This is a genomic window from Kitasatospora sp. NPDC101447, from assembly GCF_044767225.1.
Taxonomy (GTDB): domain Bacteria; phylum Actinomycetota; class Actinomycetes; order Streptomycetales; family Streptomycetaceae; genus Kitasatospora.
Genome location: NZ_JBIWNL010000052.1, coordinates 1 through 26,155 on the forward strand (window position 1 = coordinate 1; position 26,155 = coordinate 26,155).

Here is a 26,155-nt window from a genome sequence, read left to right on the forward strand (position 1 = left end):
AAGGCGAATCGACCGCAATCCGATAAAACGAACACGCCGAATAAGAACCGAGCCGCGACGCAGAAATGCGAACGCAACCCAGCCCGAACCTGGGAGGTGGTGTTTCAGGGGATTGGCCGCCCCGGGACCGTCCGCGCCGATGCGTGTCCGGTGCTCCCTGCCGAGCGACTAGAGAACACTACTCCCACTCCGTGCCCGAGAACAAATGCCCCGGCCCGCGCCGCGCCCGGCCGCGCCCGGCCCGTACCGGGGCGCGGCCGGAGGTCGTCCCCTACTTGAAGAGGCGGTCGCCGCCGGTGGCCATGCGGTGGGTGGAGCCGTGGCGGTTCACCCAGTCTCGGACGAGGTTGACGGCGTTGGCGCACTGCCAGCTGTCGTCGTACTCGCGCACTCCGGTGAAGGCGCCGTAGCCGGCGATGATGCCGTCCACCCGGGCGTCACCCAGCAGCTTGTCGACGTACCAGGGGTCGTTGTAGGTGGTCGTCCAGGACAGCGTGGCCGCGAGCTGCCCGGAGGCGCGGTCCGCCGCTCCCTTCTTCAGTTCCGTGCAGGTGTTGTAGGTGGGCTCGGTGCAGTTGCCGAACCCCTTGGTGATGTCGCTGTCGCCGTAGTCCATCGCCCGGTGGCCGGCCGGGAAGCCGGAGCCGGAACGCTCGAAGGCGCTGCGGACCGTGTCGCGGCTCCCCGTCGTCGTGATGCCCTCCAGGGGGCCGAGCTTGCCCTCCAGGCTCTTCCAGCCCCGGCCGCCGACGTCCGGGGTGTTGCCGCCGTGGTACTCGTAGAAGCCGTAGAGCACCTGGATCCCGGCGGCCGTGAGCCGCTGGGCCTTGTCCCGCAGCCCGGCGACGCTGCAGGTGCGGTTCGGCTGCTCCCCGCAGTAGTTCGGGTCCTTGATGTCCAGCCAGACCAGGGAGAGCCGGCGCCCCGCGTTGGCGTTGGAGAGGATGCGGTCGATCATGCTGTCGAAGCTGGGGCCCAGACGGTTCTCCCCGGCCGAGGAGCAGTCGTGGTAGGCCCGCCATTCGTTCGGGTTCCACCAGGCGCAGACGTCGATCTCGATGCCGTTGGCGCCGTGCTTGAGGGCGGCGTCCACGCCTGCCACGGTGTCGACCCGGTGCGCGATCGCGTAGATCGCGTGCCGCTGGTCGGCTGCCGCTGCCGGGGTCGCGCCGACGGTGGCGACGCCGGCGATCCCGCACAGTGTCGCCATCAGCGCCGGTACCGTGCGCCGGAGGGCGGGACGCCTGAGGTGAGTGGTCACGAGAGATGCTCCTTCACGTCCGAAGTTCCTGAAGTGTGCATGCCAAGCACACCAACTGTACGTCGACGTACGGTAAATGACGGCTAAACAGCACAACTGGTGGTCGATCGTCTCTCCCCGCCCCACCCGGCACCCGGCACCCCACTCCGCACCCCGGAGGCCGTTCGCGGGACTCGAACGGACGGGCGGAGCTCGGACGTGCAGCAGAGTGCCGAGGACCGCCGTCCGCCCGATCGGTCCATGTCCCGGGCGACACGGACCGGATCGAGATGTCGGAGGTACGGGTACGGAAGGCTGGGCCGTTCCCGGTCCGGGCCGCGCGGAAGGCGGTCGCGGTCGGCCGGGCGACCCGACACCCGGGATGGTGGCATGACCGTTCAGGAGAGCCCGACCGTCGGCACGGCCCGGCGCGGTGACTTCGCCGAGCTGCGCCGACGCGTCCAGGAGGCCGGACTCCTCCGCAGGCGCCCCCTCTACTACGCCGGCCGGAGCACCGCCCTGCTGGCCGCCCTCGCCCTGCTCCTGGCCTGGTTCACCGCCCTCGGCGCGACCTGGTGGCAGCTCGCCCTCGCACCCCTGCTCGCCTTCGTCCTGGGCCAGCTGGCGCTGCTCGGCCACGACGTGGCGCACCACGCGGTGTTCTCCGGGCGCCGGGCGACCGACCTCGCGGGGATCGTCCTCGGGAACCTCCTGGTCGGCATGAGCTACGGCTGGTGGGTCAGCGACCACAACCGCCACCACGCGCACCCGAACCGCGAGGGCCGCGATCCGGCCGCCGACTCCATCCTCTTCGTCCGGACCGTCGAACAGGCCCGCCGCACACGGGGGTTGCGCCGGGCCGTCGCCAGGCACCAGGCCGAGCTGTTCTTCCCGCTGCTCTCCCTCCAGGCGCTCGGCCTCGTCGTCGCGACCTGCCTGACCCTGGTCCGGGGTCAGGTCCGGTACCCGGCCCTGGAGCGGACCCTCGCCGTCCTGCACTACGCCCTGGCGGCAGGACTCCTGCTCGTCGTCCTCACGCCGCTCCAGGCGCTCGCGTTCGCCGCGGTGTGCGGGGCCGTGCTCGGCGTGTACCTGGGGTGCATCTTCGCGCCCAACCACAAGGGCATGCCGATGACCGGCGCGGACGAGGCGCACGGGGACTACGTGCGGCGGCAGGTCCTGCCCTCCCGCAACCTCCGTGCCGGGCGGGTCGTGCACTTCGTGTTCGGTGGCCTCGGTTACCAGATCGAGCACCACCTCTTCCCGGCCACGCCGGTGGCATCGCTCGGCGCGGCCTCACACATCGTGCGGGCGTACTGTGCCGAGATCGGTGTGGAGTACTGCGAGGCCGGTCTCGCGGCGTCGTTCCGGGAGATCCTGCGGGATCTGCGGGAGGTCGGCCGCGCGGCGGGGGACGGGGCGGCAGTCGGGGCCCGAGCCGGGATCGCCCCCGCGATCGACCCCGAGGCAGAGGCAGAGGTAGAGGTAGAGGTAGAGGTGGACGCCGAAGCCGCCGCCGGTGCCGCCCGGTGAACGGGGTCCGGTCCGCGGTACCGACCGGCCGTGCCGTACCGACCGGCCGAACCGCTCGGGCCGCAGGACTCCCGGCCTCCGACGACGGCCGGCTGCGCGTCCTGATCGTCACCGAGTCCTTCGCGCCGCAGCTCAACGGCGTCGCCCACAGCGTGCTGCGAACCGCCGAGCACCTGGCGGCCCGCGGCCACGCCGTGCTGGTACTGGCCCCGGCGGCGCGACCCCGGCGCGGTCGTCCGGGAGAGGCCGGCGAGCGGCCGCACGGCTACCGGGTGGCCCACGTCCCCTCCCTGCCGCTGCCCGGCTACCCGGAGGTGCGGATCGCGCTTCCCGGGCGCCGGGTGGCCGAGGCGATCGAGCGGCACCGGCCCGATGTCGTCCACCTGGCGGGGCCGTTCGTCCTCGGGGCCGTCGGCGCGGCGGCGGCCCGACGGGCCGGCACCCCGGCGGTGGCGGTGTTCCAGACCGACCTGGCCGCCTACGCCCGCACCTACCTGCCGCTGGCCGGAGACGCCGGGGCCCGTACGGCCTGGCGGATCCTGCGGCACATCCACGGCACCGCCGCGCGGACGCTGGCCCCGTCCCGGGCCTCGCTCGACGCGCTGGCCGCGCAGGGCGTGCCCCGGCTCCACCTGTGGCCGCGCGGGGTGGACTGCGCGCGCTTCGACCCCCGCCACCGGGACGAGGCCCTGCGCCGCAGGCTGGGCCCGCAGGGCGAGGTGCTGGTGGGGTACGTCGGGCGCCTGGCCGCGGAGAAGCAGGTCGACCGGCTGGCAGAGGTCTCCCGGCTCCCGGGCGTACGGCTGGTGGTCGTCGGCGACGGCCCCTGCCGCAGCCCGCTGGCGGCGGCACTGCCGGACGCGCTCTTCCTGGGCCGCCGCACCGGACACGAACTCGCCCGGCTCTACGCCTCGTTCGACGTGTTCGCGCACACCGGACCGTTCGAGACCTTCGGGCAGACCGTCCAGGAGGCCATGGCCAGCGGACTGCCGGTGGTCGCCCCGGCGGCCGGCGGGCCGTTGGACCTCGTCGTCCCGGGACGGACCGGCTTCCTCGTCCCGCCCGGTGCGGGCGGGGCGTTCCGCACGGCGGTGGAACGCCTGGCCCGCGACGCCGGGCTGAGGGCGGAACTCGGCCGGGCGGGCCGGGCCGCCGTCACCGACCGCAGTTGGGAGGCGGTCGGCGACCGGCTGATCGGGCACTACCGGCACGCCGTCGCGGAGACCGCCGGACCCCGGCGCCAACGAGCCGGGCGCTGAACCGCCGGGCCCCGCGCCGATCCGCCGACACGTACGGGCACCCGGACCACGCCGACCGTCCGACCGTCCGACCCGAGGAATCGAAGAACCGAAGAACCGAAGAACCGAAACACCGAGGAACCGAGGAACCGACCGCCGTGCACCCGCCCCTCGCCGCCGAGTACTCCCCCGTCACCTCTCCCGTCGCCGATGCCACCGGCGGCGCCCCCGCCTCCGACACCGCCGTCTTCCTGCACGGCCTCGGCGGCTGGACCCACAACTGGGCCTCCCTGATCGGCCTCCTGCGGACCTCGGTGCACTGCCTGGCCCTCGACCTCCCGGGCTACGGAAGCTCGGCGCCCCCGCCGGACGGCGTCGTCACCGTCTCCCGCCAGGCCGCCGCCGTCGCCGACCACCTGGACCGCGCCGGGCACCGCCGGGTCCACCTCGTCGGCAACTCCCTGGGCGGCCTGGCCGGCCTGCGGCTCGCCGCCCGCCGCCCGGACCTGGTGGCCACCCTGACGCTGGTGTCCCCCGTGCTCCCCGCCCTGCCGCCGGTCCAGGCCCTCCGGGTGTCCCTGCTCGCCCTGCCGGGTGCCCCCCGCCTGTACGCCCGGCTGCTGTCGGCCCAGGACCAGGACCGGCAGCTCGACGACCTCTACCGCCTGATCTACGCCGACCCCGCCCGGGTCGGCCCCGAGCAGCGGGCGACCGAGGCCCGCGAACGCCTGCGCCGGGCCGGGCTCCCCCACACCGCCGGCATGCTGCCGGCGGGCGTACGCGCACTCGTCCGCGCCTTCCTGCAGCGGGGCCCGTCCTCGCCCTGGCAGCTGGCCCACCGGATCACCGCCCCCACTCTGCTCGTCTACGGCCGCGAGGACCGCCTCGTCCCCTTCCGGACCGCACCCCGCGCCTACGCGGCCTTCCGCGACGCCCGTCTGCTCACCCTTCCGGACACCGGCCACGTCGCCATGCAGGAGCGCCCGGCGCCCGTGGCCGCCGCACTCCGCGCACTGATCACCGAGGCGCGGCGAACGCCTCGGTGACCAGGTCGCATGGAGCTGAGCATCCCGACGACCGACTTCCGGTACGTCGGGAAGCGGAAGAGAAGAGCGGACACACCGGCCGCCGAGCCGCTGAGCCGCCGAGCAGGCGGGTAGGCGAGCAGGCGGGTGGGCGGGCTCAGGTGCGCTTGAAGAACTCCACCTCCGCCAGGGCGATCGCCCGGCCGGGGCCGGTTCCGGCGGCCTCGCGGACGGTGAGCTTCACCTGGACGACGTCGCTGATCCCGGTCACCACGGTCTGCGGGCCCGGCTGGTCGTTGAGCGAGATCTGCTTCCGGTGCAGCTCCCCGTCCTTGGACGTGACCTCCAGGGACAGGACGATGGGACGGGCCTGCTGCCGGAAGCGCTCCGGGTCGGTGGAGTCGCCCGTGTGGACGATCAGGTCCACGAGCCGGAACGGGGTACGGAAGTCGAAGCTGATCGAGTCCCCGACCGCGGGTGCTCCCCAGTAGGTGTTGGTCAGGCCGTCGTCGGCCGCGCTCGCGGGACGTCCCTCCACGGCGGCGCTCGCGGAGGTCTGGGAGGGCGTGATCGGCGCGGTGCTGCCGAGCTTGTCCAGCACGTCCTGGAAGGCCTTCTTCCCGGCCGGGTACAGCAGGATCCCCGCCACCACCACCGCGACCAGCACGAGCAGGGCGATGGTGCGGCGCAGCGCGTTGCCCGAACCGCCCATGCGCACCCGGCGCCGGAACGGCCAACGGGTGCGCCACCACGGCAGCCTGGGCGCAGCCGCGGTGACGGTCAGCGGGGCCGCGCAGCGGCGGCAGAACTTCCGCTCGGGCAGGTTGGGCGTGCCGCAGCGGGGGCAGGGCGGGCCGTCCTGGGCGGCGTCGGCCGCCGCCGTTCTGACGACGGGACGAGGCGCGACGGGCTTGGCGGGTTGCACGGCCACCGGGTCGGCCTGCACGGCCCGGGCCGGAGTCGCGGGCACTTCGGGCGTCCGCGCCGGAACCGGGTCGGGTGTCGGTGCCGGGGGCGGTTCGGGCGTCCGCGCCGGAGCCGGGTCGGGCGTCCGCGGAGGGGCGGCGGCCGGGGCGGGGTCCGAAGCAGGGGCCGGGGCAGGGGCCGAGCCCGGGTCCGGGTCCGGGTCCGGCGACGGAACCGAAGCCGACCGTACCCGGGTGGAGCTCTCGTGCGGGGGCTCGGCGGCCGGCGGGGCCGGCGTCTCGACCGCGGGCGGAGTCGGCAGCTCGGCGTCCGCGGCGGGCGGCTGCTCCCTCCTGCCGCGCGTCACCCGTCGTGACACGTTCCGCCACGTGGACCCGGTGCGCGCGGTCTCGGGCCCGGGCGGCGCAGAGGGCGCAGCGGACGCAGGAGATGCAGCGGACGCAGAAGGCGCAGCGGACGCGGCCGGGTCGGCGGGCACGGCGGACGCCGCAGCAGGCGCCGGGGGCTCGGCAGGCGTCTCAGGCGCGGCCCCGGCCCCTGGCCCGGCAGCAGCCGCAGCCGCAGCCGCCGGAGCAGCGGTACCGTGCGACCACCCCAGGTAGGCGCCGCAGTTGCCGCAGAAGTCGTCCCCCTCCGCGTTGGCCGTCCCGCATTCGGGGCACACCGGCATCCGTCAGCCCTCCGCTCGCCCGGGTGGGCCGGGCAGGATCTCCACCCGGCAGGTCAGGTGGACCGGGCAGCCCGCCCTTACGACGGACAGCACCTGGTCCTCGTCCGGTGCCGGGCCGTGCAGGGGCCAAACCCGGACCAGTACGTCACCGCTCGTGGCGGGCGGCGGGGCGGCGTCGGGGGCGGTGGACCAGGTGGTGCCGCCGCCGTCCACGATCTCGGCGCCGGCGCCCAGTACCAGCCGCAGCCGCTCGGTGAGTCCGCGTCGGGTGCCGCGCCAGCGGTGCAGTTCCACGGCGCGCTCGACCACCGCCCGGCGCACCTCCATCGGCCAGGTCGGGTCGATGTCGACCGCGACCCAGGACGCCAGCCAGTCGACGAAGTCGGCCGGCGCGAGCCGGGGTTCGAAGTAGGCGGGCAGGCTGTCCAGGGTGGCGAAGACCGGGGCGAGGACGGTGTCCAGGCCGGCCGTGAACCGCTGGGCGAAGTCGTCGTCGGCGAAGAGCGCCGGAAGCAGCTCGCCGATCGGGTGCGGGCTGGGCAGGCCCGGGACGGCGGCCCTCATGACCTGCCGTCCTCGGCGGCCGCGGTGACCACGACCTGGTGCTGGTGCGAGAAGACCAGGGCGTCCGGCGGGACCTCGACGCGCTCGGCGGGCGCACCCCGGCGGCCGGTGATCGGGTCGGCCGGGAACAGCCGCAGTTCCTCGACGCCGGCGACGGCGGCGACCCGCTGGAGGACGGCGAACACCTCGCCGTACTGGACGGCCCGGCCGAACGGCCAGCCCGCGCCGTCGGCGCCGCCGCGCAGCGGGTTGAGGTACCCGTACAGGGCGGCGAGCACCTCCTCGCGGACGCGGTCGGGGTCGGCGGCGCGGGTGGTGAGCCGGGCGACCACCGTCACGCCCTGGTAGGCGGGCGGTTGTACGACGATCCGGGTGCCGATCAGCCGTCGCTCGTCGAGGGCCGTGGCGACGGTGGCCAACACCTGCTCGTCGGGGATCAGTTGCTCGAACCGCAGCCGCTCGCCGTCGTCCGGGACGGCGTCGGGGACGACCAGCACCCGTACCGCGCCGGCCTCTCCGCCGGTGGCGGGCACGCAGCTGATCCTGGCGGCGGACGGCGCGGCCTGCCGGGCGATCAGTTCGAAGTCGCCGGCGGTGACGGCGCGTTCCTGCAGCCTCAGCTGGTGCGGGGCGCGCTGCTTGGCGTTCTCCACGGTCTCGCCGTCGACCCCGCCCCTGGCCGCCTCGCGGTTGTCGACCCGGGCGATGTACGGGACGGAGCTGCGCAGCACCGTGATGGTGCTGCGGGCGACGTTGCCCGCGGTGCCGCCGCCGGTGCGGTAGTGCGGGACGCGCAGCCGGGCGCCCTTGGGCGGCACCGCACCGAAGGCGCGCAGGCTGCCGTCGGGCTCCCGCACCGCGGGCGGGAAGAGGAACTCGCCGGTGGTCGCGTCGAGCACGACGTGCCGGTCGACGGGCGAGGACTCGCCGAAGTGCTCGACGACAATCCAGGGCTCCCAGCCCTCGCCGGCCGCGACCTCGACCACCGGGGGTTCGCCGTCGAGCAGCACCGGCGGCCGGGAGAGCCCGAAGCGTTGGCCCGCGACGCCCTCCGAGGTGCCGAGCGGCGCGTCGGTGACGGTCTGCGCGTGGACGACCGTGGCGGTGCCGCCGACCGTGAAGACCTCGGCCCGGCGGATGGTCGGGGACTCCGAGTAGAACGGCTGGCCCGGCTGCGGTTCGGTGACCCGGCAGCGCAGCCAGCCGGCGCGTCGGCCGGCGACCACCGAGGCGGTGTGCCCGGCGGGCACGAACACCACGACCTCGCCGGGCCGGTTGAGGCCGCCCGTGGTGTCGCTGCCGGTCTCGCAGACGGTCCAGCGCGCGCCGTCCCACACCTCCCAGGCCAGCGGCGGCTGGCGCGGGTCGACGCCGACGCCCTCCACCCGGCTGTCCAGCCGGACGACCAGGATGCAGCGCGGCACCACGGCCGGCAGCGCGAAGAGCATGGCGTCCCCGACCACCGGGTGCGGTTGGAAGCACCGGACGTCCGCGCCGTCGGCCAGTCGGCCCGTGCAGTCGGTCTGCTCCCCGGAGGCGCTGACGGTGAGCAGCCGGTCCAGCGAGCTGGGGACGATCGGGAGGTCGTCGGCGGTGGAGAAGACCACCGCGTCGTCGGTCTCGGTGCGCAGCGTGGAGACCTCGGTGCCCGCCCGCAGCAGGACCGTCTCGGGTTGCGGGGCGGAGAGCCAGAAGTCGATGTCGGCCCGGGCCGCGGCGGGCGGGAAGAGCCGGATGCCCAGCAGGTCGAGGAAGGCGGAGTAGTTCTTCTCCGGTACCCGGTTCAGCCGGTAGAGCAGCTGGTCGACCAGGTAGGCGAAGGTCTCGATGAGGGTGACGCCGGGGTCGGAGACGTTGTGGTCGGTCCATTCCGGCGCGCGTTGCTGGACGTACCGCTTGGCCTCGTCGACGAGTTGCTGGAAGCGGCGGTCGTCCAGGTTCGGGGAGGGCAGGGCCATCAGTTCTCGCCCCCGTTCACCGCGGCCGGGGACTCCGGGATGGTGTAGAAGGGGAAGACCAGGTTGCGGCGGTCGTTGGTGGCGCGCACGGTGTAGTGGACGTCGATGTAGAGCGTGCCCTCGTCGACGCTGTCGAAGGCGATCACCACGTCGTCGACCTCGATCCTCGGCTCCCAGCGTTCCAGTGCGATGCGCACCTCGCGCGCGATCCGTCCGGCGGTGGTGAAGTCGCCCGGCGCGAAGACGTACTCGTGGATGCCGCAGCCGAACTCCGGGCGCATCGGCCGCTCGCCGGGGGCGGTGCCGAGGATCAGCCGGACGGCCTCCGCGATCTCCCGGTCCCGGTCCACCATGCCGATGCCGCCGGTGGCGTTGACCCGCAGCGGGAAGGCCCAGCCCCGGCCGATGAAGCTGCTGGTCATGCCACGCCTCCGATCAGCACGTTGAACGCGCCGCTCGTGATGGTGGCGCCGCAGGTCGTCTTGTCGCCCATGCGGGCCGCGGGGAGGCCGCCGATCAGGACCACTCCCCTGGTCGCCGTGCCCAGGCCGGGCTCGACGAGGTTGGCGGGGCCCATCTCCACGTGCGGGACGCAGGCGTGGATGCTGCCGACCACCGCGGCGGGGCGGCCGCCGATCAGCACGGTCGCCACCCTGAGGGCGCCCGGCGGCGGGGTGGTGAGGGCGCCGCCGTGATCGGTGAGGTCGCCGGTCCGGGCTGCGGGGGGCATGTACGGTCTCCATTTCCGGTGGTGCCGGTGGGCGCGTGGCCGCCGGCTTCTCGCTGCTTGCAGGTTGCTGCTTGCTGGTAACTGGGTTACTGGTTGCCGCTGACTGCTGACTGTCGATCCATGACTGACACTCCGTCAATTGATGCGCACGAGCGCTCCCTTGACCACAGCCTCGGCGCCGCCGTCCACGGTGACCGCGGTCGTGCCCCGCAGGGTGACCGAGCCGCCGCGCACGTTCACGGTCCCGGTGCCGGCGTCGAGGGTGATGCCGGAGGAGTCGAGGCGCACCGTGCTCCCCGCCGCGCCGCCCACGCCGTGGACGGTCAGGACGATCTCCCCGTTCTGCTGGTCGAGTTTGACCTCCAGCTTCTTGTCCCCGCTCGCCAGCCGGACGCCGGAGGCGCCGCCCGGCACGTCCAGCAGTTCCAGGCGGTGGCCCGAACGGGACACCACGGAGCGGCGGTTGACCTTGCCGGAGCCCGCGTCGACCAGCGGTACGTCGTGCGGCGAGGGCCGGTCGACGCCGTTGTAGAGCCCGCCGAGCACGTACGGGCTGTCCAGGTCGCCCTGCTCGAAGCCGACCAGCACCTCGTCGTTGACCTCGGGGCTGACCACGCCGCCGCCCCCGTGGCCGCCCAACTGCACGGTGCGCACCCAGTCGGAGACGTACGTGTCGTCCAGCCAGGGGAACTTCAGCTTCACCCAGCCGCGCTGCCCGCCGCCCGGCTCCCGGACGTCGGTGACCACGGCGACGGCCAGGCCCGGCATCCGAGGACCGCGCGGCGGCGCATTGCCGCCGGTGACCAGCCCGGCCAGGGAGCGGTCGGGCGACGCGCTGACCACCACGGTGGTCCGGTAGCCGCGGAACGGTTCGAGCAGGTGGCGCACCCCGGTGGCGGTGTAGCGGCCCGAGAAGGCGGCACCGACGTTCCCCAGGGCGACGGCGGTGCCCGCCCGCAGCCGCGGGTTGCCCTCGACGACGGCCTCCAGCTCGCCGAAGCCGGAGGCCACCGAGGCGGCCAGCGACCGCGCGACGGCGGTCGTCTCCGCCTGGGTGCGGTACGGGGTGTCGGCGACGGTCAGCCGGGCCCGGCCGGGGAACGCGGAGGCCACCTGCGCGGGACTCATCCCCGGCAGCACCGTCCGGGAGGTCACCGACGGCTCGGTGGCGACCAGGGCGCTCTTGGTGGTGACGTTCCAGCCGCGGGCCTCGACCGTGTCCGCGCCGGCGGCGCCGGTCAGCACGCCGCGCAGCTCCAGCAGGTTGCGGCCGTACTCCAGGACCATCGGGTTCTGCGGCGCGGGCGTGGAGGGCGCCGGCGCCCCGGAGGCGGGCTCGGGCCGGACGAACTCCAGCCGGCCGTCGTCGTCCACCCGCACCTGGGCCCCGCTCTCCTGCGCCAGGAACTGCAGGAACTCCCAGTCCGGGACGTTCGCCTGGGAGAGCTGCTGGTGGACGACCGGGAAGGAGTCGATCCGGCCGCAGGGCAGGCCCGCGCCCGAGGCGACCTCCCGGACGATGTCGGCCGTCGTCATGTTGCGGAACGCCTTCACCCGGCGCCCGCGCATCAGGCGGTGGGTGACCGCCGACGCCCGCACCACGGTGTACGAGCCGGTGGTGTCCACCTCCAGCTCCAGCGCGGTCACCTCGCCGGTGAACAGCCGTACCCGGGTGTTCCCCTGCACCGTCACCACGGACACCCGCAGCTTGGTCCCGATGGTGATCCCGGTCGCGGCGAGGAAGCTGTGGTCCGCGTCCCGGAAGCTCAGGACGGCGGTGTCCGGGAGGCCGACGCTCTCCTCGATGTCGCAGGACACCAGCTGGGTCGCCCAGATCGGCGGCAGCGGGCCCGGCGCCTCGACGACCGGATCCGCGGCGAAGGAGCGGCCGCCCCGGGCCTCGGGGGTGGTCATGACTGCCCGACCCGGGTGAGCTCGTCGATCCCCGGCACGATCAGCTCCGAGCCCGGCACCAGGGCCAGCGGGTCGTCGATGTCGTTGGCCTCCGCGATGGTGCGCCACGCCGTCGCGTCCCCGTACGCGCGCCAGGCGAGCAACGGCAGGCTGTCGCCCGCGATCACCCGGTGGGTGCTGCGGGCCTCGGGCGAGCCGGAGGTCGGGTTCTGGCCGGCCGGGTCGACGCTGGCCTCGTCGATGGTGAGCGAGCAGACCGCCCGCAGCGGACTGCCGTTGACGTCGAAGAGCGTGTAGGTGACCGAGAGGCCGGTCATCACCCCGTTGAACGAGGTCGTCTTCAGGGTGCCCCAGTCCAGCCGGATCCACGGGCTGGCCGGCGTCTTGCGGGCCAGGCTGGCCGCCGTGGGCACGCACGCCGTCATCAGCTTCTCCACCGCCCGCTCCACCGAGTTGTCGTGGGTCGCGGTCGAGTCCAGGAACACGTCGAGGGAGAGCGAGCGCGGACCGCTGCCGACGAACTCCGGCAGCGCCGACTCGCCCGCCATCCGGGACGGCGTGCGCCGCCACTCGGTGGTCTTGCGCAGCACCAGGGTCGCCGGGTTGAACTGGAGCCGCAGCTGCGCGAGCGTTCCGCCGGGCTGGGCGCCGACCGTCGACGGGGGCTCCATGATGGTCAGTTGGGCCCGGGTGACGCTCGCGGGGACCGCCGAGGACATCCTGGTGCTCCTTACGTGGGTGGGGCGGCTGGATGGGGGGCAGCTGGGTCGGAACGGCTGTGCTGTGCGGGGCGCGGCCGAGTGCGGTCGGGTGGGACCCGCCGGATGGGGCCGCGGCGTCCTCAGGAGGGGCGCAGGCCGACGTGGGCGATCTCCAGGGTCTCCATCGCGGCCTGGGAGTTGGAGGGGTCGAAGGACGGCCCCTCCCAGCGCACCGGGACGATCCCGAGCACCTGCCAGCCGACGATCCGGCTCAGGTCGGGCCGCAGCGCGACGATCTCGCCGTCCTTCGGCTCGACCTTCCGGACGATCTCGCCCAGCCAGCGGGCGATCTTGGCGGTGTCCGCGGTGACCGCGCGGGTGAGCGTGATGTTCGACCAGGTGATGCGGCCCGGCAGCTGCCAGGCGAAGCCGTTGTTGCCGCCCTCCGCGTACTGCTCGATCTCGACCTGGGCACCGAGCCCCGAGCAGGTGGTGAACTCCCCCAGGTCGTTGCCGCCGATGGTCAGGCTGAAGAACACACTGGTCGCGAAGATGTTGTCGGTCATGGGTTCCGCATCCTGATTCCTGTTTCCCGTTCCTGTTCCTGCTTCGGGTTCTCGTTCCGGCTGGTGCCGGAGTCGGTCGGCCGCCGCTCGCGGTCCGCGCTCAGCGGCGCCCGTCGTACGGTCGCCCGCCGCGCTCCCTTCCCCTGCGCAGTTCGGTGCGCAGCAGCCGCCCGACCGGTTCGACCAGGCGACGGGCCAGTTCGTCGAGGTCGGCCGGCCCGTGGCCGCCCGTCTCGACCGGCGGTCCGCCCGTCTCGGGCGGGGACACCGACCGGGCGGGCCGGGTGGAGTGGGCGGGCTGGGTGGACTGCGGGGCGGGCTGCACCGTGGTCGTCGGCGTACGGGCCGGCACGGCGGTCAACGGCACCCCGGTCAGGCCCGCCTGCTCCGCCACCCGCTGCAACATCCGCGCCGTACCGGGCGACTGCGGTGCGAACGCCCCCGGCACGGACGGTACGGACGGAGCAGATGGAGCCGACGGAGCGCTGAGGGTGCGCAGCGCCACGGGCGAGGACGAGGATGCCGAGGGAAGCTGCGAGGAGAGCTGCGGGGCGGGCTGCCCGGGCCGGGAGGGCGCCGGAAGCCGCTGGAGCGACGCCGCCGTCGGCGGTGCGAGCCGGACCACGGGCGGGCGCGGCGCACGCGCCACGGCCGACGGCGCAGCGGAGCCACCGGGCGCCGGGCTCCCCGCGGACGCCGGTGCGACGGCACGCTGCACGGCCGGGAGATCGGCGCCCGGGCCGCCGGCCTGCGGCTGCGGTGTCGCCGACGGCACCGGGCCACCGGTGTGCGGCACGGCCCTGTCGGGGCGGCCCGGCCGGACGCGTGGCGCGTCCGTCGGCCCTACGGCGCCGACGGTGCCGACCGGCGAGACGGAAGTGCCGCGCCTCGTGGAGGAGCCGGGCCCCACCCGACCGTCCCTCCGGCCCGACGAACGCCACAAACGCTCGCGACTGGGCATGGGCTCGGGCATGGGTATGGGCTGCGCCGCCGAACCCCCGTGCGCCGAAGGGGAATCGGCGGCAGCCACCGCCCCGTCTCCGCCGCGCGCCGACGGACGCCGCGCCCGCGAACGCTGCACCGCAGCCACGAGCCCGCGCACCACGCCCGGTCCGGACGACCGGCCCGGCACCGAACTCCCCTGCACAGACGGGGAACCGGCCACGGCCTGGCCGCCGACGTGCGCCGCCGAACGCTGCACCGCGCCCGCGACCCCGCGCGGCGCGCCCGCAGCGGACGGCCGGCCCGGCACCGGTGCGGCGCCCGAAACGCCGGACGGTGCCGGACCTCCCGGCACCACCGACCGCCCCGGCACAGTGCCGCCGTCGTGCGGGCCGGGCGTGTGCCGCGAGCGCGGCGCGGCGGCCGAGGATCCACGCCTCCGGCCGTCGCGCGGCGCCGACTCGGTGGCCGAACCGGCAGCCGGTTCACCGTCCGTACGCGGCTGGAGCGCCCTGGGCCAGACGGCCGGCACCACGGGCGGTGCGGGCGCGGGCGGCTTCGGGCCGCTGCGCGCGCCGGGAGCGGGCGGATTCGACGGGGTGGCGAGGGCGAACCTCATCGGGCGCTCGCCGATCAGTCCGCGCCTCGGGCCGCTGAGTGCCACGGCACGCTGGACGCCCCAACCCGCGGTCACCGGCCGCGCGGCCACCACCCGGCCGGTTCCGGCTCCGGCTCCGGCTCCGGCTCCGGCTCCGCTGGGAGCGTCACCCTGGCCGGGGACTCCGGCCGGGCGGGTCGGGGCCGCGGGGCCGACGGGCTGTGGCGAAGCGCCGGCTCGGTGCGCGTGACCGGTGCCGGACGGCGGCACGTCGGACCGTCCCGCTCCCCCGGCCGCCGGTCCACTCCCGCCGGGTCCGGAACTCGTGCGCGCGTCGGAACCCGCGCCGACCGAACCGCTCCGGGCAGGGGCGGTCGTCCCTCCCGCGGCATCGCCACCGGGCCGGGTGGCGCGCTGCACACGCGGCCCCTCGCCGGCCGCCGGCCCGCTGCCGGTGGCGGAGGCAGAGGCGGAGCCGGCGGGCAGAGCCGAGCCGCCACCGGAACGCCGAACGGTCGGCGCTGCCGGCACCGCCGCACCACCGTCAACAGGGCGCCCCTGAGGCAGAGTTCGCCCACCGTCGCTGCCCCGAGGCCCAGCGATCGGCTCCGCAGAGCCGTCACCGGAAGCCCGAACGGCACGTTGCACCGGCATCGCCTCACCGGCCGGGGGCGTCGTGGCAGGCGCGGCCGGCGTGGCAGGTGTGCCCTGTTCGGTCGCGCGCCCGCTGATGCCGCCGGTGGCAGCGCCCGCCGTCGGGCCGGTGATCCGTCGGACCGGTGCCCGCCCGCCGAGCAGCGGGGCGGTGCGGCCCGGCGCGGTGGCCGTCGGCGGCAGCGCGTCGAGGGGCGCACCCAGGCCCCCACGAGTGCGGGCGGGGGTCGGGTCCGGAGGGCTCTGGCCGACGCGCTCGGTGGTCGACGAGGACGACGCGGACGCCGGTGGTACCTGCGAGGAGGAACCGGCCCCGGACGGCGCGCGCTGGACGGGTGCCGCGCCGGCCGCCCCCCGCTCGGGGCGCGACGGTGCCGTACCGCCCGGCTCGGCGGCCGTACGGGTGCTCCGGTCGGGGGTGGCGTCGGGCCGGCCTTGTTCGGCGCCGCCGCTCGCCGTGCCGAGCACACCGGCCGCTGCGGCCGCAGCGGCCGACACGACCGGCATGGCCGGCGCACCCGACGCGGCGTCGCGGTCCTGCGGTCCGGTGGCGATCACGGGCGAAGACGAAGCCGAAGGAGAAGGAGAAGGCGTACGCGAAGGTGAAGCGCTCGCGGGGAGGGAGGTCAGGGGCGCACCGAGGACCGGCCGGGCGGGCCCGGCGGCGGCCGCCCGCTGGACGGCCCCTCCGGCCCGATCGTTCCGCGCGGACGCGGACTCAGGCGCAGACGCGGGCTCAGGCACAGGCGCGGGCGCAGGCGCAGCGGTACCGTCCGCCCCCGTGGCCGTTCGTGCGGCCGTCGGTGCGGCAGCGCCGCCCTGCTCGGACGAGCCCACCCCGACGGTCCGATCCGTGGCACGGTTCGGCGGTTCGGTGTCGGCACCCGCCGTCCGGTCCCGGCTCGGGTGTGCCGTCACCGGACGCGCGGACAGGGTCCGGGGACGCCGCGCCACGACCAGCGATCCACCGACGCGACGGGGCCGTACCGGGCGGGCCTGGCCCACCGCGTCACGCGACGGCGACGTCACGGCACCCTCGGCGGGCGTCGGCGCACCAGCGCCGGCATCGCCACCACCGACGCCGCCGTCCCGACCGTCCGCCCGAGCGCCGTCCCGACCGTCCGCCCGACCGCCGGCCGGAGCCGTCGGCCGGCCGGCCCCGTCCGGGCGGGCCGCTCGCGCCGCCGACCGCACGGGAAGCCGCCGGACCGGGGCGGACCGTTGGACCGCCCGCGCCCGCCCAGTTCCCCCCGACGCACCCGATGCAGCCGATGCAGCCGGTTCGCCCGGGTCCGTCGTCGGCTGCGCTTCGCCGGCCCCGGGCGCATCCGCGACCACCGGCATGGCGAGTCCGTCCCCGCCCCCGGCGGCGGCGGGCGGCGCGATCGGTCGCGCCATCGCCCGCAGGATCCCCGCCGGGGCGGACGGCAGGACCGCGTGGCCGAGCGGGCCGCTCAGCGAGGGGTCCTGCCACGAGGCGAGCCGGGACCGGAAGCGCAGGCCGTCGCTGACGCCGTGCGCCGGCCCGGCCAGGGTGGGGACGAGCGGCCGTACCGCGCGCCACCCCCCGTCGCCCGCCGCCGGGGCACGCCGAACGGCGCCGCCGTCAGCGCCGTGGCGGGAGCCGGCGTCCGCGCCCGCGGCGCCGTCGGCAGCACTGCCGGCTGCAGCACCGCCCGCACGGCCGCCCGCCGCCTCGCCGGTACGCCGGCGGCCGATCCAGTCCCGAAGCCCCATCCGACTCACCCGCCTTCGCTGACACGGGTGTTGATCCGCGCGATCTCGCGCACCCACTGCCCGCGTTCACGGTGGGTCAGGTCGAGGATGTCCTCCCGCTGCCAGTGGAAGTGGTAGGCGATGTACGCGATCTCCTCGTACAGCCGAGCAGGCGCGTACGTCACGATTCCCCCAGGCGCCCACCGGCGAGGTCGACCTCGAAGGCGCCGTCACAGTGCGGGCAGGTCACCGCGGCGCGCGTGTGGCCCTCGCTGTTGATCCGCTGGTAGAGGTCCTGGAGGAACGCCACGTCGGTGGCGTACATCCGCTCGACGATCCCGGTGTGCACGTCGGTGACGTCGCCCAGCCTGGTGATCACGTGGCTGAGCAGCACCACGCTCAGGTAGGCCGGGTTCTCCTTGACCCGCAGGTCGATCTGCGGCATCAGTTCGTCGCGGGCGGTGGCCAGGCGCATGGTGCCGTGCCGGTGGACGGTGCCCTCGTCGTCGACGTAGCCGAGCGGCAGCTCGAACTCGAACTCGGTGTGCGGCGCCCGCCGTTGGGGGCCGGACGGCCCGGAGAGCCCCGACGGCCCCGCGGGTTGCTGTGCCGGCGGCGCGGCGTGCTGCGCGGCCGGGGCCCGTTCGAGGAGTTCCTCCAGGCCGATCTTCCGCCTCACTCTACGCTGATCTCCTCGAACACGATGGTCACGGTCTCCGACGCGGCGCTGGACTCGCCGGCGGTGAGCGTGGGGCCCTCCCAGCGGCTCGCCCAGGCGTTGGTCAGCTGGATGCGCCGCAGGGTGGCACCGGTGGTGTCCTTGACCTCGATGGTGAGGTTCTGCCGCGCGGTGTTGATCGCCCCGTTGTTGAGGGTCTCCTTGATCCAGTTCGAGAACGCGCTGCTCTTGTCGAGGCCGCGGGTGATCGTCACCTCGCCGGGCATGCGGGCGCCAGGCTGCTTGCGGACGATCAGTTTCCCTTCCTGGGTCACCTGCTTGTACTCGACGACCTCCTGGTCGACCGTCAGGTTGCTGATCTCCTTGACGGACTCGACGTTGTAGCCGCCGAGTTGGACGCCGAAGATGTGTGTGGAGAGCGGATCGCCTTCAGCCATGGCTAGTTGTCACCTTCCGATGGGGTCCGACCGGGTACCGGGTGCGGGTGCCGGTCACTCGTTGACGAGGCTCGTGCTGTCGGAGAACTGGGACAGCCGGAACACCACGAACTCCGCCGGCTTCACCGGCGAGACCCCGATCTCGCAGATCACCTGGCCGAGGTCGATGGACTCCGGCGGGTTGTTGTCGCGGTCGCACTTGACGTAGAAGGCCTCGGCCGCGGTCTGGCCGAACAGCGCCCCGCGCCGCCACTCCTCGGTGAGGAACGCGGTGATGTTCCGGCGGATGCTGGACCACAGCCGGTCGTCGTTGGGCTCGAAGACGACCCACTGGGTCCCCAGGAGGATGGACTCCTCCAGGTAGTTGAAGAGCCGGCGCACGTTGAGGTAGCGCCAGGCCGGGTCGGAGGAGAGGGTGCGCGCGCCCCAGATCCGGATGCCGCGTCCGGGGAAGGCCCGCACGCAGTTGACGCCGATCGGGTTCAGCAGGTCCTGTTCGCCCTTGCTGAGGCGGATCTCCAGGTCCACCGCCCCGCGGATGACCTCGTTGGCCGGCGCCTTGTGCACGCCGCGCTCGGCGTCGCTGCGCGCCCACACCCCGGCGGCGTGCCCGCTCGGCGGGACCATCACGTTGCGGCCGCTCGCCGGGTCGAAGACCTTGATCCACGGGTAGTACAGGGCGGCGTAGCGGGAGTCGAAGCCCGCCTCGTCGTTGCGCCAGGTGCGCATCTGCTGGGCGTTGAGGCCGGGCGGCGGGTCCAGGACGGCGATCCGGTCGCCCATCTGCTCGCAGTGCGACATCACGGCCAGCTGGACGGTGCGCAGGCCCTCGGCGTCGATGTCGCCGCGCTGGTAGGCGCTCATCAGGTCGGGCACCGCGACCATGGTGATCTCGTCGATCGCCTCCAGGCCCGAGAAGCCGGTCCGGGCGGCGGCGTCGCCGACGTACTCGGCGGGGTCGAGGCGGGCGGCGGCCGCGACCGGCCCGGTGGCGGGCGCGGCGGCGGCGGCGAGGGCGTGGGTCCGGCGCTCGGGGCGGCTCGGCGCGGTGCCGGGCTGCTCGGCGACGGCGACCAGCTTGGACTCCCGCAGCTGGGTGACGACGTAGCCCTTGGTGCTCTTGCGGGTCGAGACGTCGTAGGTCTCGACGACTTCGGCGCCCCGGCGGACCAGGAGGCGGAAGCGGTCCTCGGGGACGTTCTCGCCCTCCACGTCGGCGACCTCGACGGAGACCTCGCCGCCGGCGCCGGGCAGCGCCGAGAAGAGGAAGCCCGAGATCGCGACGGGCGCGGGCGCGCTCACGGCGGGGGCGGCGGCGCCGGGCGCCTGCCGGGCCGGGTCGCCGACCCGCACGACGTAGGCGGAGCCGCCGCCGTTGGCGAAGAAGCCGTACACCGCGTGGGCGAGGTAGGTGCCCTCGGTGAACCCGCCGAACCGTTGGACGTACTGGTCCCAGTTGGTCACCAGCGTGGGCTCGTGGAAGGGGCCGGTCTCGGCGAAGCCGACGAAGGCGGCGACGGCCGTGCCGACGCCCTCGATCGGCCGGGCACCGGACTGGACCTCCTCCACGTACACGCCCGGGGTGAGGTACGACGGCATTCCTGCTCCTTCGGGTGGCCGGTCAGTCGTCCCCGAGTCTGCTGCCCGGGCACCGTCCGGGGACATGTCCGCAGGTCCCGGAGCGAGGGCAAGAACGACTGCCCCCGGCGGGCACCTCCTCGGTACCCGCCGGTAGGGTCAGCCCCGCCCGGGCTCCCCGAGGACGCCCAGCCACGGCCCGAACTCGCTCTCCAGCACCAGCCGGCCGAGCTTGCGGTACTCGCCGACCACCGCGGCGACCAACTGCGCCATGCCCAGCGGGGTGCCCGTGCCGGCGGCCAGGTAGGCCGCGGAGACCGCGCAGGCCCGGATGGAGCCGCCGGTGAGTTCGAAGTGCCGGGCGCAGAAGTCCAGGTCGAGGTCGTCCCCGCGGGGCAGCCGCGGGCCCAGACAGCGGTCCCAGAGCACCCGCCGCTGTGCCTCGTCGGGCAGCGGGAACTCCGCGATGACGTCGAGCCGGCGGGTGAACGCCTCGTCGAGGTTGGCGCGCAGGTTGGACGTCAGCACCGCGATGCCCTCGAAGGACTCCATCCGCTGCAGCAGGTAGGCCGTCTCCACGTTGGCGTGGCGGTCGTGGGCGTCCTTGACCTGGGAGCGCTTCCCGAACAACGCGTCCGCCTCGTCGAACAGCAGGACGCCGTTCACCTGCGCGGCCTCGGTGAAGATCCGCTCCAGGTTCTTCTCGGTCTCGCCGATGTACTTGTCCACCACGGTGGAGAGGTCCACGACGTACAACTCCATGCCGAGCTCGGCGGCGACCACCTCGGCCGACATCGTCTTGCCGGTGCCCGACTCCCCCGCGAACAGGGCGATCACGCCGTTCCCGCGACCGCCGCCCGGGCGCATCCGCCACTGCCCGAGCACCTGGTCGCGGTGCCGGGCGCGCAGCACCAGCTCGCGCAGCCGGCCCGCGGTGGGCCCGGGCAGCACCAGGTCGTCCCAGCCGACGGCGGGTTCGATCCGTCGGGCGAGCCGGGCCAGGCCCGCGGCGTTCTGCGCGCGCACGGCGGCCCGTACGTCCTCGGCGCGCACCGGGCGCCGCTCGGCGGCCGCCGTCCTGGCGGCCACGGCGGCGGCCCGTTCCAGCTTCTCCTGGTCCACCCGGTAGGCGGCCACCGCCTCGGCCAGTTCCTCCGTCAGCTCCCCGGCCGGTTCTCCGGGCAGGTCCCCGCCCGGCTCCCCGGCCGGTTCCTCGGTCGGTTCCCCATCCGGCTCCCCGCCCGGAGGCGTCCGGGCCCCGGCGAGCGCGCGGGCCCAGCGCTCGGCCCGGGCCTGCGCGTCCGGCGGCGGGACGGTGACCACCACCGGGCTCTCCCGCGACCACGCCGGGTCCCACACCTGCGGGCCGTGCACGATCAGCGGGACACCGGCCAGGGCCGCGCACAGTTCGCGCAACAGGGCTGCCCGCTCGGGCCGTTCGGGTTCCAGCCGGTCCAGCGGCCCGAGCACCACACCGCCCCCGCTCAGCCGGGCCTCGCGGGCGAGCACCCGGACGACGCCCGCCGACGGGTGGGCGGCCAGCGCGGCCGCGTCGACGACCAGGGCCGGCCGGCCGCCGGCCGCGAGGGCGGCCGCCGCCGGCGGTCCGGCGTGCCCGTCCCGGTCCAGCAGGTGCACCGGTCCGCCGTCCGCCGCGGCCGCGCGCACCCGGTCGACGAGCTCCGCGAAGGCTCCGCCGCGGGCGACCGCCCCGGGGGCGGCTCGTCGGGCCAGCCCGGTGAGCGCGCCGTCCGGCTCGTCGTCGCCGAGCAGATGGGCCGTCACCCGGTCCGGCACCCGCAGGGTGCGGGAGAGCAGCGGGCGCTCGGGCTCGGCGACCTCCAGCAGGCCGCCGGCGATCAGCGGGGCCCGGGCAGCGAACCGGAAGCGGCCGGCGCCGGCTCCCGACAGCCCGCAGAGTTCGAGCGCCAGCCCGACGGTCGGCCGACGCCTGGTCAGGTCGTCGTTGAGGTAGCCGTAGAACTGTTCGAAGCGGGTGTCGAGGTCGGGGGCGAGGGCCACCAGCAGGAGTTCGAGGTCCACCGGGAGCAGGCCGAAGGCCGCGCAGAGCCGGGCGAGCCGCGAGCCGGGCGGCGGCGCCGGCCGGTCGCCGGGGGCGTCGCCGCCGCGGAGGACCGCGCCGGAGGCGGCGAGGATCCGCTCCACCGCCTCCGGGCTGAGGTACTGGCCGCGGTACGGGTCGTCCGGGTCCGGGTCGTCGGCCCGGCTCTCGCGCACCGCGGTCCGGATCCGTTGCTCGATCCGGTGCAGCCGTGCCCAGAGGTGATCGGCGCCGGCCGACACGTCCGGGCTGTCCTGGCCGGCCGACACATCCGGGCTGTCCGGGACGTCCTGGCCTTCCGGAACCGCCGTGGCCACCGCCGCCGGCGCGGCCGGTCCGAGGTCGAGGCTCATCGCGCCCTGCCCCGTGCCCGGCGGCCGGGCGGCAGCTCGCGGTCCCGGGGCGCGGCGAAGCCGTCCGGTCCGGGGTCCGTACCGCCGTGGTAGCGCAGTCGGCGGCCGGGTCCGTCCGCGGGTGCGGTGCCCTCCCGGGGGCCGGCCCCGGCCTCCCGGCCGGTGTCCTCGACGTGCACCACCAGGCCCTCGGTGACCGGCGGCCCCGCGGGGCTGTACCCGCCGGGCAGCGGGGCGAGCGCCCTGAGGTCGATCGACGGCCGCAGCTCCCCGCCGAGCGCGGACCAGACGTCCGAGACCGACGGCAGGCCAGTGTCGCGCCCGGCGATGTCGAGCCCGACGGTGAGTCCGAGCCGGGCGAGCGCGCCGGTGAGCGTCCGGGCGGGCAGCGCGTCCACGGCGGTCAGGCACTGCAGCACCTCGGCCAGCAGCCGGTGCTCGTCCTGCGGCCGGTTGGTCCAGACGGTGACCAGGTAGGCCAGCTCGAACCACCGGGGCGCGGCCCGGTGGCCGACGACCAGGCCGTCCTCGTCGTACTCCGCGACGGCGCCGGCCTGCCGCCGGTCGGTCTCCTCGCGGATCCCGTAGAGGAAGACGCTGACCGTCGGCGCGGTGCGCCGGGCGGCGAAGTCCCGGGTGGGCGCGTCGAAGACCACCTCGACCCCGCGTTCGGGCAGCCCGGCCTCGGCGAGCAGCAGCCGCAGCGCCTCGTCGACCTCGTGGATCACCGTCGCTCCACCTCCCCCGGCGGGCCGATGTTGCCCTCCACCACGAGGAAGGGCGTGGTGACCGGCGAGAATCCGGGGCCGTCGGCGGTGATGGTCCGCGGGCCGGTCTCGTCCTTGGGGAGGATGAGCAGCTGGCCGGCGAAGGTCCCGTCGGCCCGCGGGTAGGTGGGCGCGGCGGCGGCGGTGATGCCGGGCTGCCAGGTGAACCGCACCGGCACACCGGGCGGGAAGTCCACGCCGCGCACGGAGGTGACGAAGCCGGGCTTGCCGATCGGCGGCACCGCGACGATGCGGGGCTGCAGGATGCGCAGCGGGGTGCTCGCCCGGTGCGGTCCGGGGGTGGCGTCGGTGCCGGTGGTGGTCAGCTCCGCGGTGATGGTGGTCTGCAGCGGCGCCTCGGGTGACAGCACCACCCGGACCACCTGGCTGCCGCCGGGCGCCAGGTCGGCCAGGGCGCAGCCTCCGGCACGGCAGCCGGGCGGCAGTGCCTCGGTGGGCACTGCGGCGGGCAGGCCGAGGGTCAGGCGCAGCCCCGTCGCGAGGGCCTGGCCGGTGTTGCGCACGGTGTAGCTGACGGTCACGTGGCCGCCGACGTAGCCGGGGTTCGGCTGGGCGTCGACCGATACGCCGGGGCCGGCCTGCGGCGGTGCCGGGGCGGGCGCAGGTGGTGGTGGCGGTGGTGCGGGCGCAGGCGTGGTGGACGGTGTCGGGGCCGGGGTGGGCGTCGGGGTCGGGGTCGGGGTCGGTGAGGCGGACGGCGACGGCGTGGGCGAGGGGGTCGGCGGGTCGAGCACCGGCAGGAAGGTCCGGGCGGAGTCGTCCCCGGGGTTCGGGTCGGCCACCGTCCCGGTGACGGTCCAGCCGAACTCCTGCGTGCCGGTGCGGGTGCCGATCAGCCGGGCGGTGACCCGGACCACCGCGCCCGGTGCCAGGGTGCCGAGGTCGCAGCGCAGAGCGCCCGCGTCGCACTGCCCGACCGGGGTGGTCAGCGTGCCGAGCCGGGCGCCGGTGGGCACCGAGGCCGTGAGGACGGTGCCGGGTGAGGGCGCCGGGCCCTTGTTGGTGACGGTGATCGTCACGTCGGTGCCGCCGTCGACGGGGACGGCGGGGGTCCGCTCGGGTGCGCTCAGTGCCAGGTCGACGGACTGCTGGACGGCCGGTTCCTTCTGGCGTCCCGGCAGCCGCCGGTCGAGCGGGGTGAGCGTGCCGGCCGCGAGGTCGTAGACGGCCAGCCCCTCCGGCGAGTTGGGCGGCAGGGCGCGGCGGGAGGTGAGCACCAGCTGCGCGCCGTTCGCCGTCCAGGCGACGTCGCGGGGCTGGAAGGGGCCGGCGTCGGAGGTCTCCGGCAGCGGCCGGGTGCAGGCGTCCTTCTGCCCGCGCAGTGCGGCGGGCAGGAGCACGGTGCAGTCGCCGCCGGTGGGCGAGACGACCAGCACGCCGTCCCGATGGTTGTTCCCGCCGTCGCCGGCCTTGCGGTTGAAGGCGATGCGCCGGCCGTCGGGCGAGAACGCGGGGCTGTCGTCGATGACGTTGCAGCTGCCCGGGCAGGCCGTCCGGCTCAGGTCGGACTGTCGGGCGAGGTCGTCGGCGGGCACGGTCCACAGGTGCAGGTTGCCCGGGTTGCCGTTGATCACCTCGCTCCGGGAGAAGACGATCAGCTTGCCGTCGGGGGACCAGAAGGGCTGGCCGTCCGAGGCGCCCGGCTCGCCGGCCGGCGGCTCGACGGTGCCGACGATCGCCCCGGTGGACACCTGGGCGATCAGGATCCGGCCCGGGCGGGCCGGCTCCTGGCCGCCGCCCGGGGAGCTGCGGCTGAACACGATCAGCCGGCCGTCCGGTGAGACGGACGGGTCGGTGTCCCGGTCCAGCGGGCGGCGTCCGGCCAGGTTCATCGGGTGCGGGTTCGCGCCGTCGGCGTCGGCCAGCCAGATCCGCTGGATCCGCCCGGCCGGCGAGTCCTCATAGCGGGTGACCACGATCTGCCGGCCGTCGGGCGTGTAGGCCTGCCGCTCGAACCACGGGTCGTAGCTGGGGCGGGGGTGGAAGAGCGGGTCGGCGCCCGGGGCGGGGTCGGTGTTGGTGTCGGCGGCCGGGTCCTCCCTGAGCACGCTGATGCCCAGGTCGCGCGGGTCGGCCCCGTCGGGGCGGACGTCCTGCAGGTCGGCGACGTTGGCGGCGGAGGCGCTGGTCTGCTCCACCACCGGCCCGCCGTCCTTCTGGTTGCCGAGCCAGGTCGGCGCGGCGATCAGCCGGTCGGTGCTGTAGAGCGGCTTGGGGTCGTCGCAGGAGCACGTGGGTGCGCGGTACAGGTTGACCACGGGCGGCGGCGGCGGGTCGGCCGGGGGGTTCTGGGGGAGGCGGTCGGCGCTGAGGAAGAGCACCCCGGTGCCGTCGGCCAGCCAGGCGGCGGAGCCGGTCTTCCAGGTGGAGCCGGTGCGGAGGAAGAACGCCTTGTCCCCGCCGGTGGGCGAGGTGAGCCTGAGGGTCCGGCCCTGGGCGCCCTGGTCCCAGGTGTAGACGATCTGGTTGCGGTGCTCGTCGTCGTTCAGCGGGTTCCAGGTCGGGTCGACGGCGTCGCCGTCGGTCACGTCGGTGATCTTGACGGGCGCACCGCCGGCGAACGGCCGCAGGTAGATCTGGCGGTGCGCCGGGTCGCCGGTGCAGGAGTACGCGACCCACTTGCCGTCGGGCGAGACGGTCGGGTGCGTCTCGTCGGCCGCGCCGTCGGTCAGCCGGCGCAGCCCGCTGCCGTCCCGGTTGACCACCCACAGGACGCTCTGGGACCTGCCGGGTGTCGCGGTGGGCTCCAGGGAGACGAAGACGACGGCCTTGCCGTCCGGGGCGAGCGCGGGCTGGGAGGTGTCCATGCCGGTGGTGAGCTTGTGCACCGCGCCGGCCGCGTCGCGCAGGTAGACCTGGGGCAGTTGGCCGTCCCGCAGGCTGGTGAAGACCAGCTCGTCGCCGCGGGCCGAGGGGTCCCGGTCGAAGTGGATCGGGCCGGGCCCGAACAGCGGGGTGCTGGCGTCGGCACCGGTCACCCGGCCGAGGCCGCGGTGGTTGGTGCCGGCGTAGACGATCCGTCCGGCGGCCGGATCGACCGCTGCGGCCGGGGCCGCGGGGACGTTCCGCCCTTCGGGGGCGGAGCCCAGGGTCAGCACGGCCGCCGCCAGGGCTAGCAGGAGCGCGACGGCGGCCCGGGCCGGCCGCCGGATGGAGCGGGGAGTGCCGGTGGCGCCGATCACGCTCGACCTCTCAGGATGGCAGGGGCGGTCTGGCCGTCAGTCTCCCCGGCCCGGGCACCCGGGAACAGAGCCCGGACACCCGAGCCGGGGGTAACGACCG

The 26,155-nt window shown here is 75.3% G+C and carries 20 protein-coding genes and 1 pseudogene; 3 read left to right on the forward strand and 18 right to left on the reverse strand.

Features of this window, described 5'->3' with window-relative positions; all coding sequences use genetic code 11:
* Nucleotides 1–271 precede the first annotated feature (271 nt).
* A complete protein-coding gene (locus ACIRST_RS39115) occupies nt 272–1,261 on the reverse strand; it encodes a phospholipase (RefSeq protein ID WP_402808957.1) in 990 nt (329 codons plus the stop codon).
* A gap of 369 nt (nt 1,262–1,630) precedes the next feature.
* On the opposite strand from ACIRST_RS39115, the gene ACIRST_RS39120 reads away from it, so the two are divergent.
* From ACIRST_RS39120 to ACIRST_RS39130, 3 genes are all read left to right on the forward strand, one after another.
* Nucleotides 1,631–2,773 (forward strand): acyl-CoA desaturase, encoded by a 1,143-nt coding sequence (locus tag ACIRST_RS39120; RefSeq protein WP_402808960.1) that lies wholly within the window; start codon nt 1,631–1,633, stop codon nt 2,771–2,773.
* Nucleotides 2,774–2,865: 92 nt separating this feature from the next.
* Entirely contained in the window at nt 2,866–4,032 is a 1,167-nt protein-coding gene (locus ACIRST_RS39125) for a glycosyltransferase family 4 protein (RefSeq protein ID WP_402809005.1), read from the forward strand.
* 137 nt (nt 4,033–4,169) lie between these two features.
* Nucleotides 4,170–5,057 (forward strand): alpha/beta fold hydrolase, encoded by an 888-nt coding sequence (locus ACIRST_RS39130; RefSeq protein ID WP_402808962.1) that lies wholly within the window; start codon nt 4,170–4,172, stop codon nt 5,055–5,057.
* Nucleotides 5,058–5,193: 136 nt separating this feature from the next.
* Here the strand turns inward: ACIRST_RS39130 and ACIRST_RS39135 are convergent, their stop codons facing one another.
* The 17 genes and pseudogenes from ACIRST_RS39135 to ACIRST_RS39215 all read right to left on the reverse strand — a co-directional run bounded on the left by ACIRST_RS39135 (nt 5,194) and on the right by ACIRST_RS39215 (nt 26,055).
* Nucleotides 5,194–6,006 (reverse strand): NADase-type glycan-binding domain-containing protein, encoded by an 813-nt coding sequence (locus tag ACIRST_RS39135; protein WP_402809007.1) that lies wholly within the window; start codon nt 6,004–6,006, stop codon nt 5,194–5,196.
* 561 nt (nt 6,007–6,567) lie between these two features.
* Nucleotides 6,568–6,633, reverse strand: a pseudogene (locus ACIRST_RS39140) (zinc-ribbon domain-containing protein); the annotation flags it as partial.
* 3 nt (nt 6,634–6,636) lie between these two features.
* A complete protein-coding gene (locus ACIRST_RS39145) occupies nt 6,637–7,197 on the reverse strand; it encodes a phage tail protein I (RefSeq protein ID WP_350524452.1) in 561 nt (186 codons plus the stop codon).
* Nucleotides 7,194–9,155: a putative baseplate assembly protein gene (locus ACIRST_RS39150; protein WP_402808965.1), complete on the reverse strand. Its 1,962-nt coding sequence runs from the start codon at nt 9,153–9,155 to the stop codon at nt 7,194–7,196. Before ACIRST_RS39150 ends, ACIRST_RS39145 begins: the two co-directional genes overlap by 4 nt.
* Nucleotides 9,155–9,577 carry a GPW/gp25 family protein gene (locus tag ACIRST_RS39155; protein ID WP_350524450.1) on the reverse strand — a complete coding sequence of 141 codons (423 nt, stop codon included), beginning with the start codon at nt 9,575–9,577 and terminating at the stop codon, nt 9,155–9,157. The genes ACIRST_RS39150 and ACIRST_RS39155 overlap by 1 nt, the downstream gene beginning before the upstream one ends.
* Nucleotides 9,574–9,885: a PAAR domain-containing protein gene (locus tag ACIRST_RS39160; RefSeq protein WP_350524449.1), complete on the reverse strand. Its 312-nt coding sequence runs from the start codon at nt 9,883–9,885 to the stop codon at nt 9,574–9,576. The genes ACIRST_RS39155 and ACIRST_RS39160 overlap by 4 nt, the downstream gene beginning before the upstream one ends.
* 135 nt (nt 9,886–10,020) lie before the next feature.
* The gene (locus ACIRST_RS39165; protein ID WP_350524448.1) at nt 10,021–11,799 is read right to left on the reverse strand and encodes a VgrG-related protein; all 1,779 of its coding nucleotides are present in this window, start codon (nt 11,797–11,799) and stop codon (nt 10,021–10,023) included.
* A complete protein-coding gene (locus ACIRST_RS39170; protein ID WP_350524447.1) occupies nt 11,796–12,518 on the reverse strand; it encodes a LysM peptidoglycan-binding domain-containing protein in 723 nt (240 codons plus the stop codon). Before ACIRST_RS39170 ends, ACIRST_RS39165 begins: the two co-directional genes overlap by 4 nt.
* 122 nt (nt 12,519–12,640) lie before the next feature.
* On the reverse strand, nt 12,641–13,066 hold the full coding sequence (locus tag ACIRST_RS39175; protein WP_350524446.1) for a phage tail protein: 426 nt from the start codon (nt 13,064–13,066) through the stop codon (nt 12,641–12,643).
* Nucleotides 13,067–13,166: 100 nt separating this feature from the next.
* Complete coding sequence (locus ACIRST_RS39180) at nt 13,167–13,460, reverse strand: hypothetical protein (protein WP_402808969.1); 294 nt, start codon at nt 13,458–13,460, stop codon at nt 13,167–13,169.
* Nucleotides 13,461–17,002: 3,542 nt separating this feature from the next.
* Nucleotides 17,003–17,161, reverse strand: a complete 159-nt coding sequence (locus ACIRST_RS39185; protein WP_360509020.1) for a DUF6760 family protein — start codon at nt 17,159–17,161, stop codon at nt 17,003–17,005.
* Nucleotides 17,158–17,655: a hypothetical protein gene (locus tag ACIRST_RS39190; protein ID WP_350524443.1), complete on the reverse strand. Its 498-nt coding sequence runs from the start codon at nt 17,653–17,655 to the stop codon at nt 17,158–17,160. Before ACIRST_RS39190 ends, ACIRST_RS39185 begins: the two co-directional genes overlap by 4 nt.
* On the reverse strand, nt 17,652–18,092 hold the full coding sequence (locus ACIRST_RS39195) for a phage tail protein (protein WP_350524442.1): 441 nt from the start codon (nt 18,090–18,092) through the stop codon (nt 17,652–17,654). Before ACIRST_RS39195 ends, ACIRST_RS39190 begins: the two co-directional genes overlap by 4 nt.
* Before the next feature lie 54 nt (nt 18,093–18,146).
* Complete coding sequence (locus ACIRST_RS39200; RefSeq protein ID WP_402808974.1) at nt 18,147–19,691, reverse strand: phage tail sheath family protein; 1,545 nt, start codon at nt 19,689–19,691, stop codon at nt 18,147–18,149.
* A 138-nt stretch (nt 19,692–19,829) separates the two neighbouring features.
* Nucleotides 19,830–22,001 carry an AAA family ATPase gene (locus ACIRST_RS39205; protein WP_402809008.1) on the reverse strand — a complete coding sequence of 724 codons (2,172 nt, stop codon included), beginning with the start codon at nt 21,999–22,001 and terminating at the stop codon, nt 19,830–19,832.
* 80 nt (nt 22,002–22,081) lie between these two features.
* A complete protein-coding gene (locus tag ACIRST_RS39210; protein WP_350524439.1) occupies nt 22,082–22,813 on the reverse strand; it encodes a DUF4255 domain-containing protein in 732 nt (243 codons plus the stop codon).
* Nucleotides 22,810–26,055: a hypothetical protein gene (locus tag ACIRST_RS39215; RefSeq protein WP_350524438.1), complete on the reverse strand. Its 3,246-nt coding sequence runs from the start codon at nt 26,053–26,055 to the stop codon at nt 22,810–22,812. Before ACIRST_RS39215 ends, ACIRST_RS39210 begins: the two co-directional genes overlap by 4 nt.
* Nucleotides 26,056–26,155: the final 100 nt, after the last annotated feature.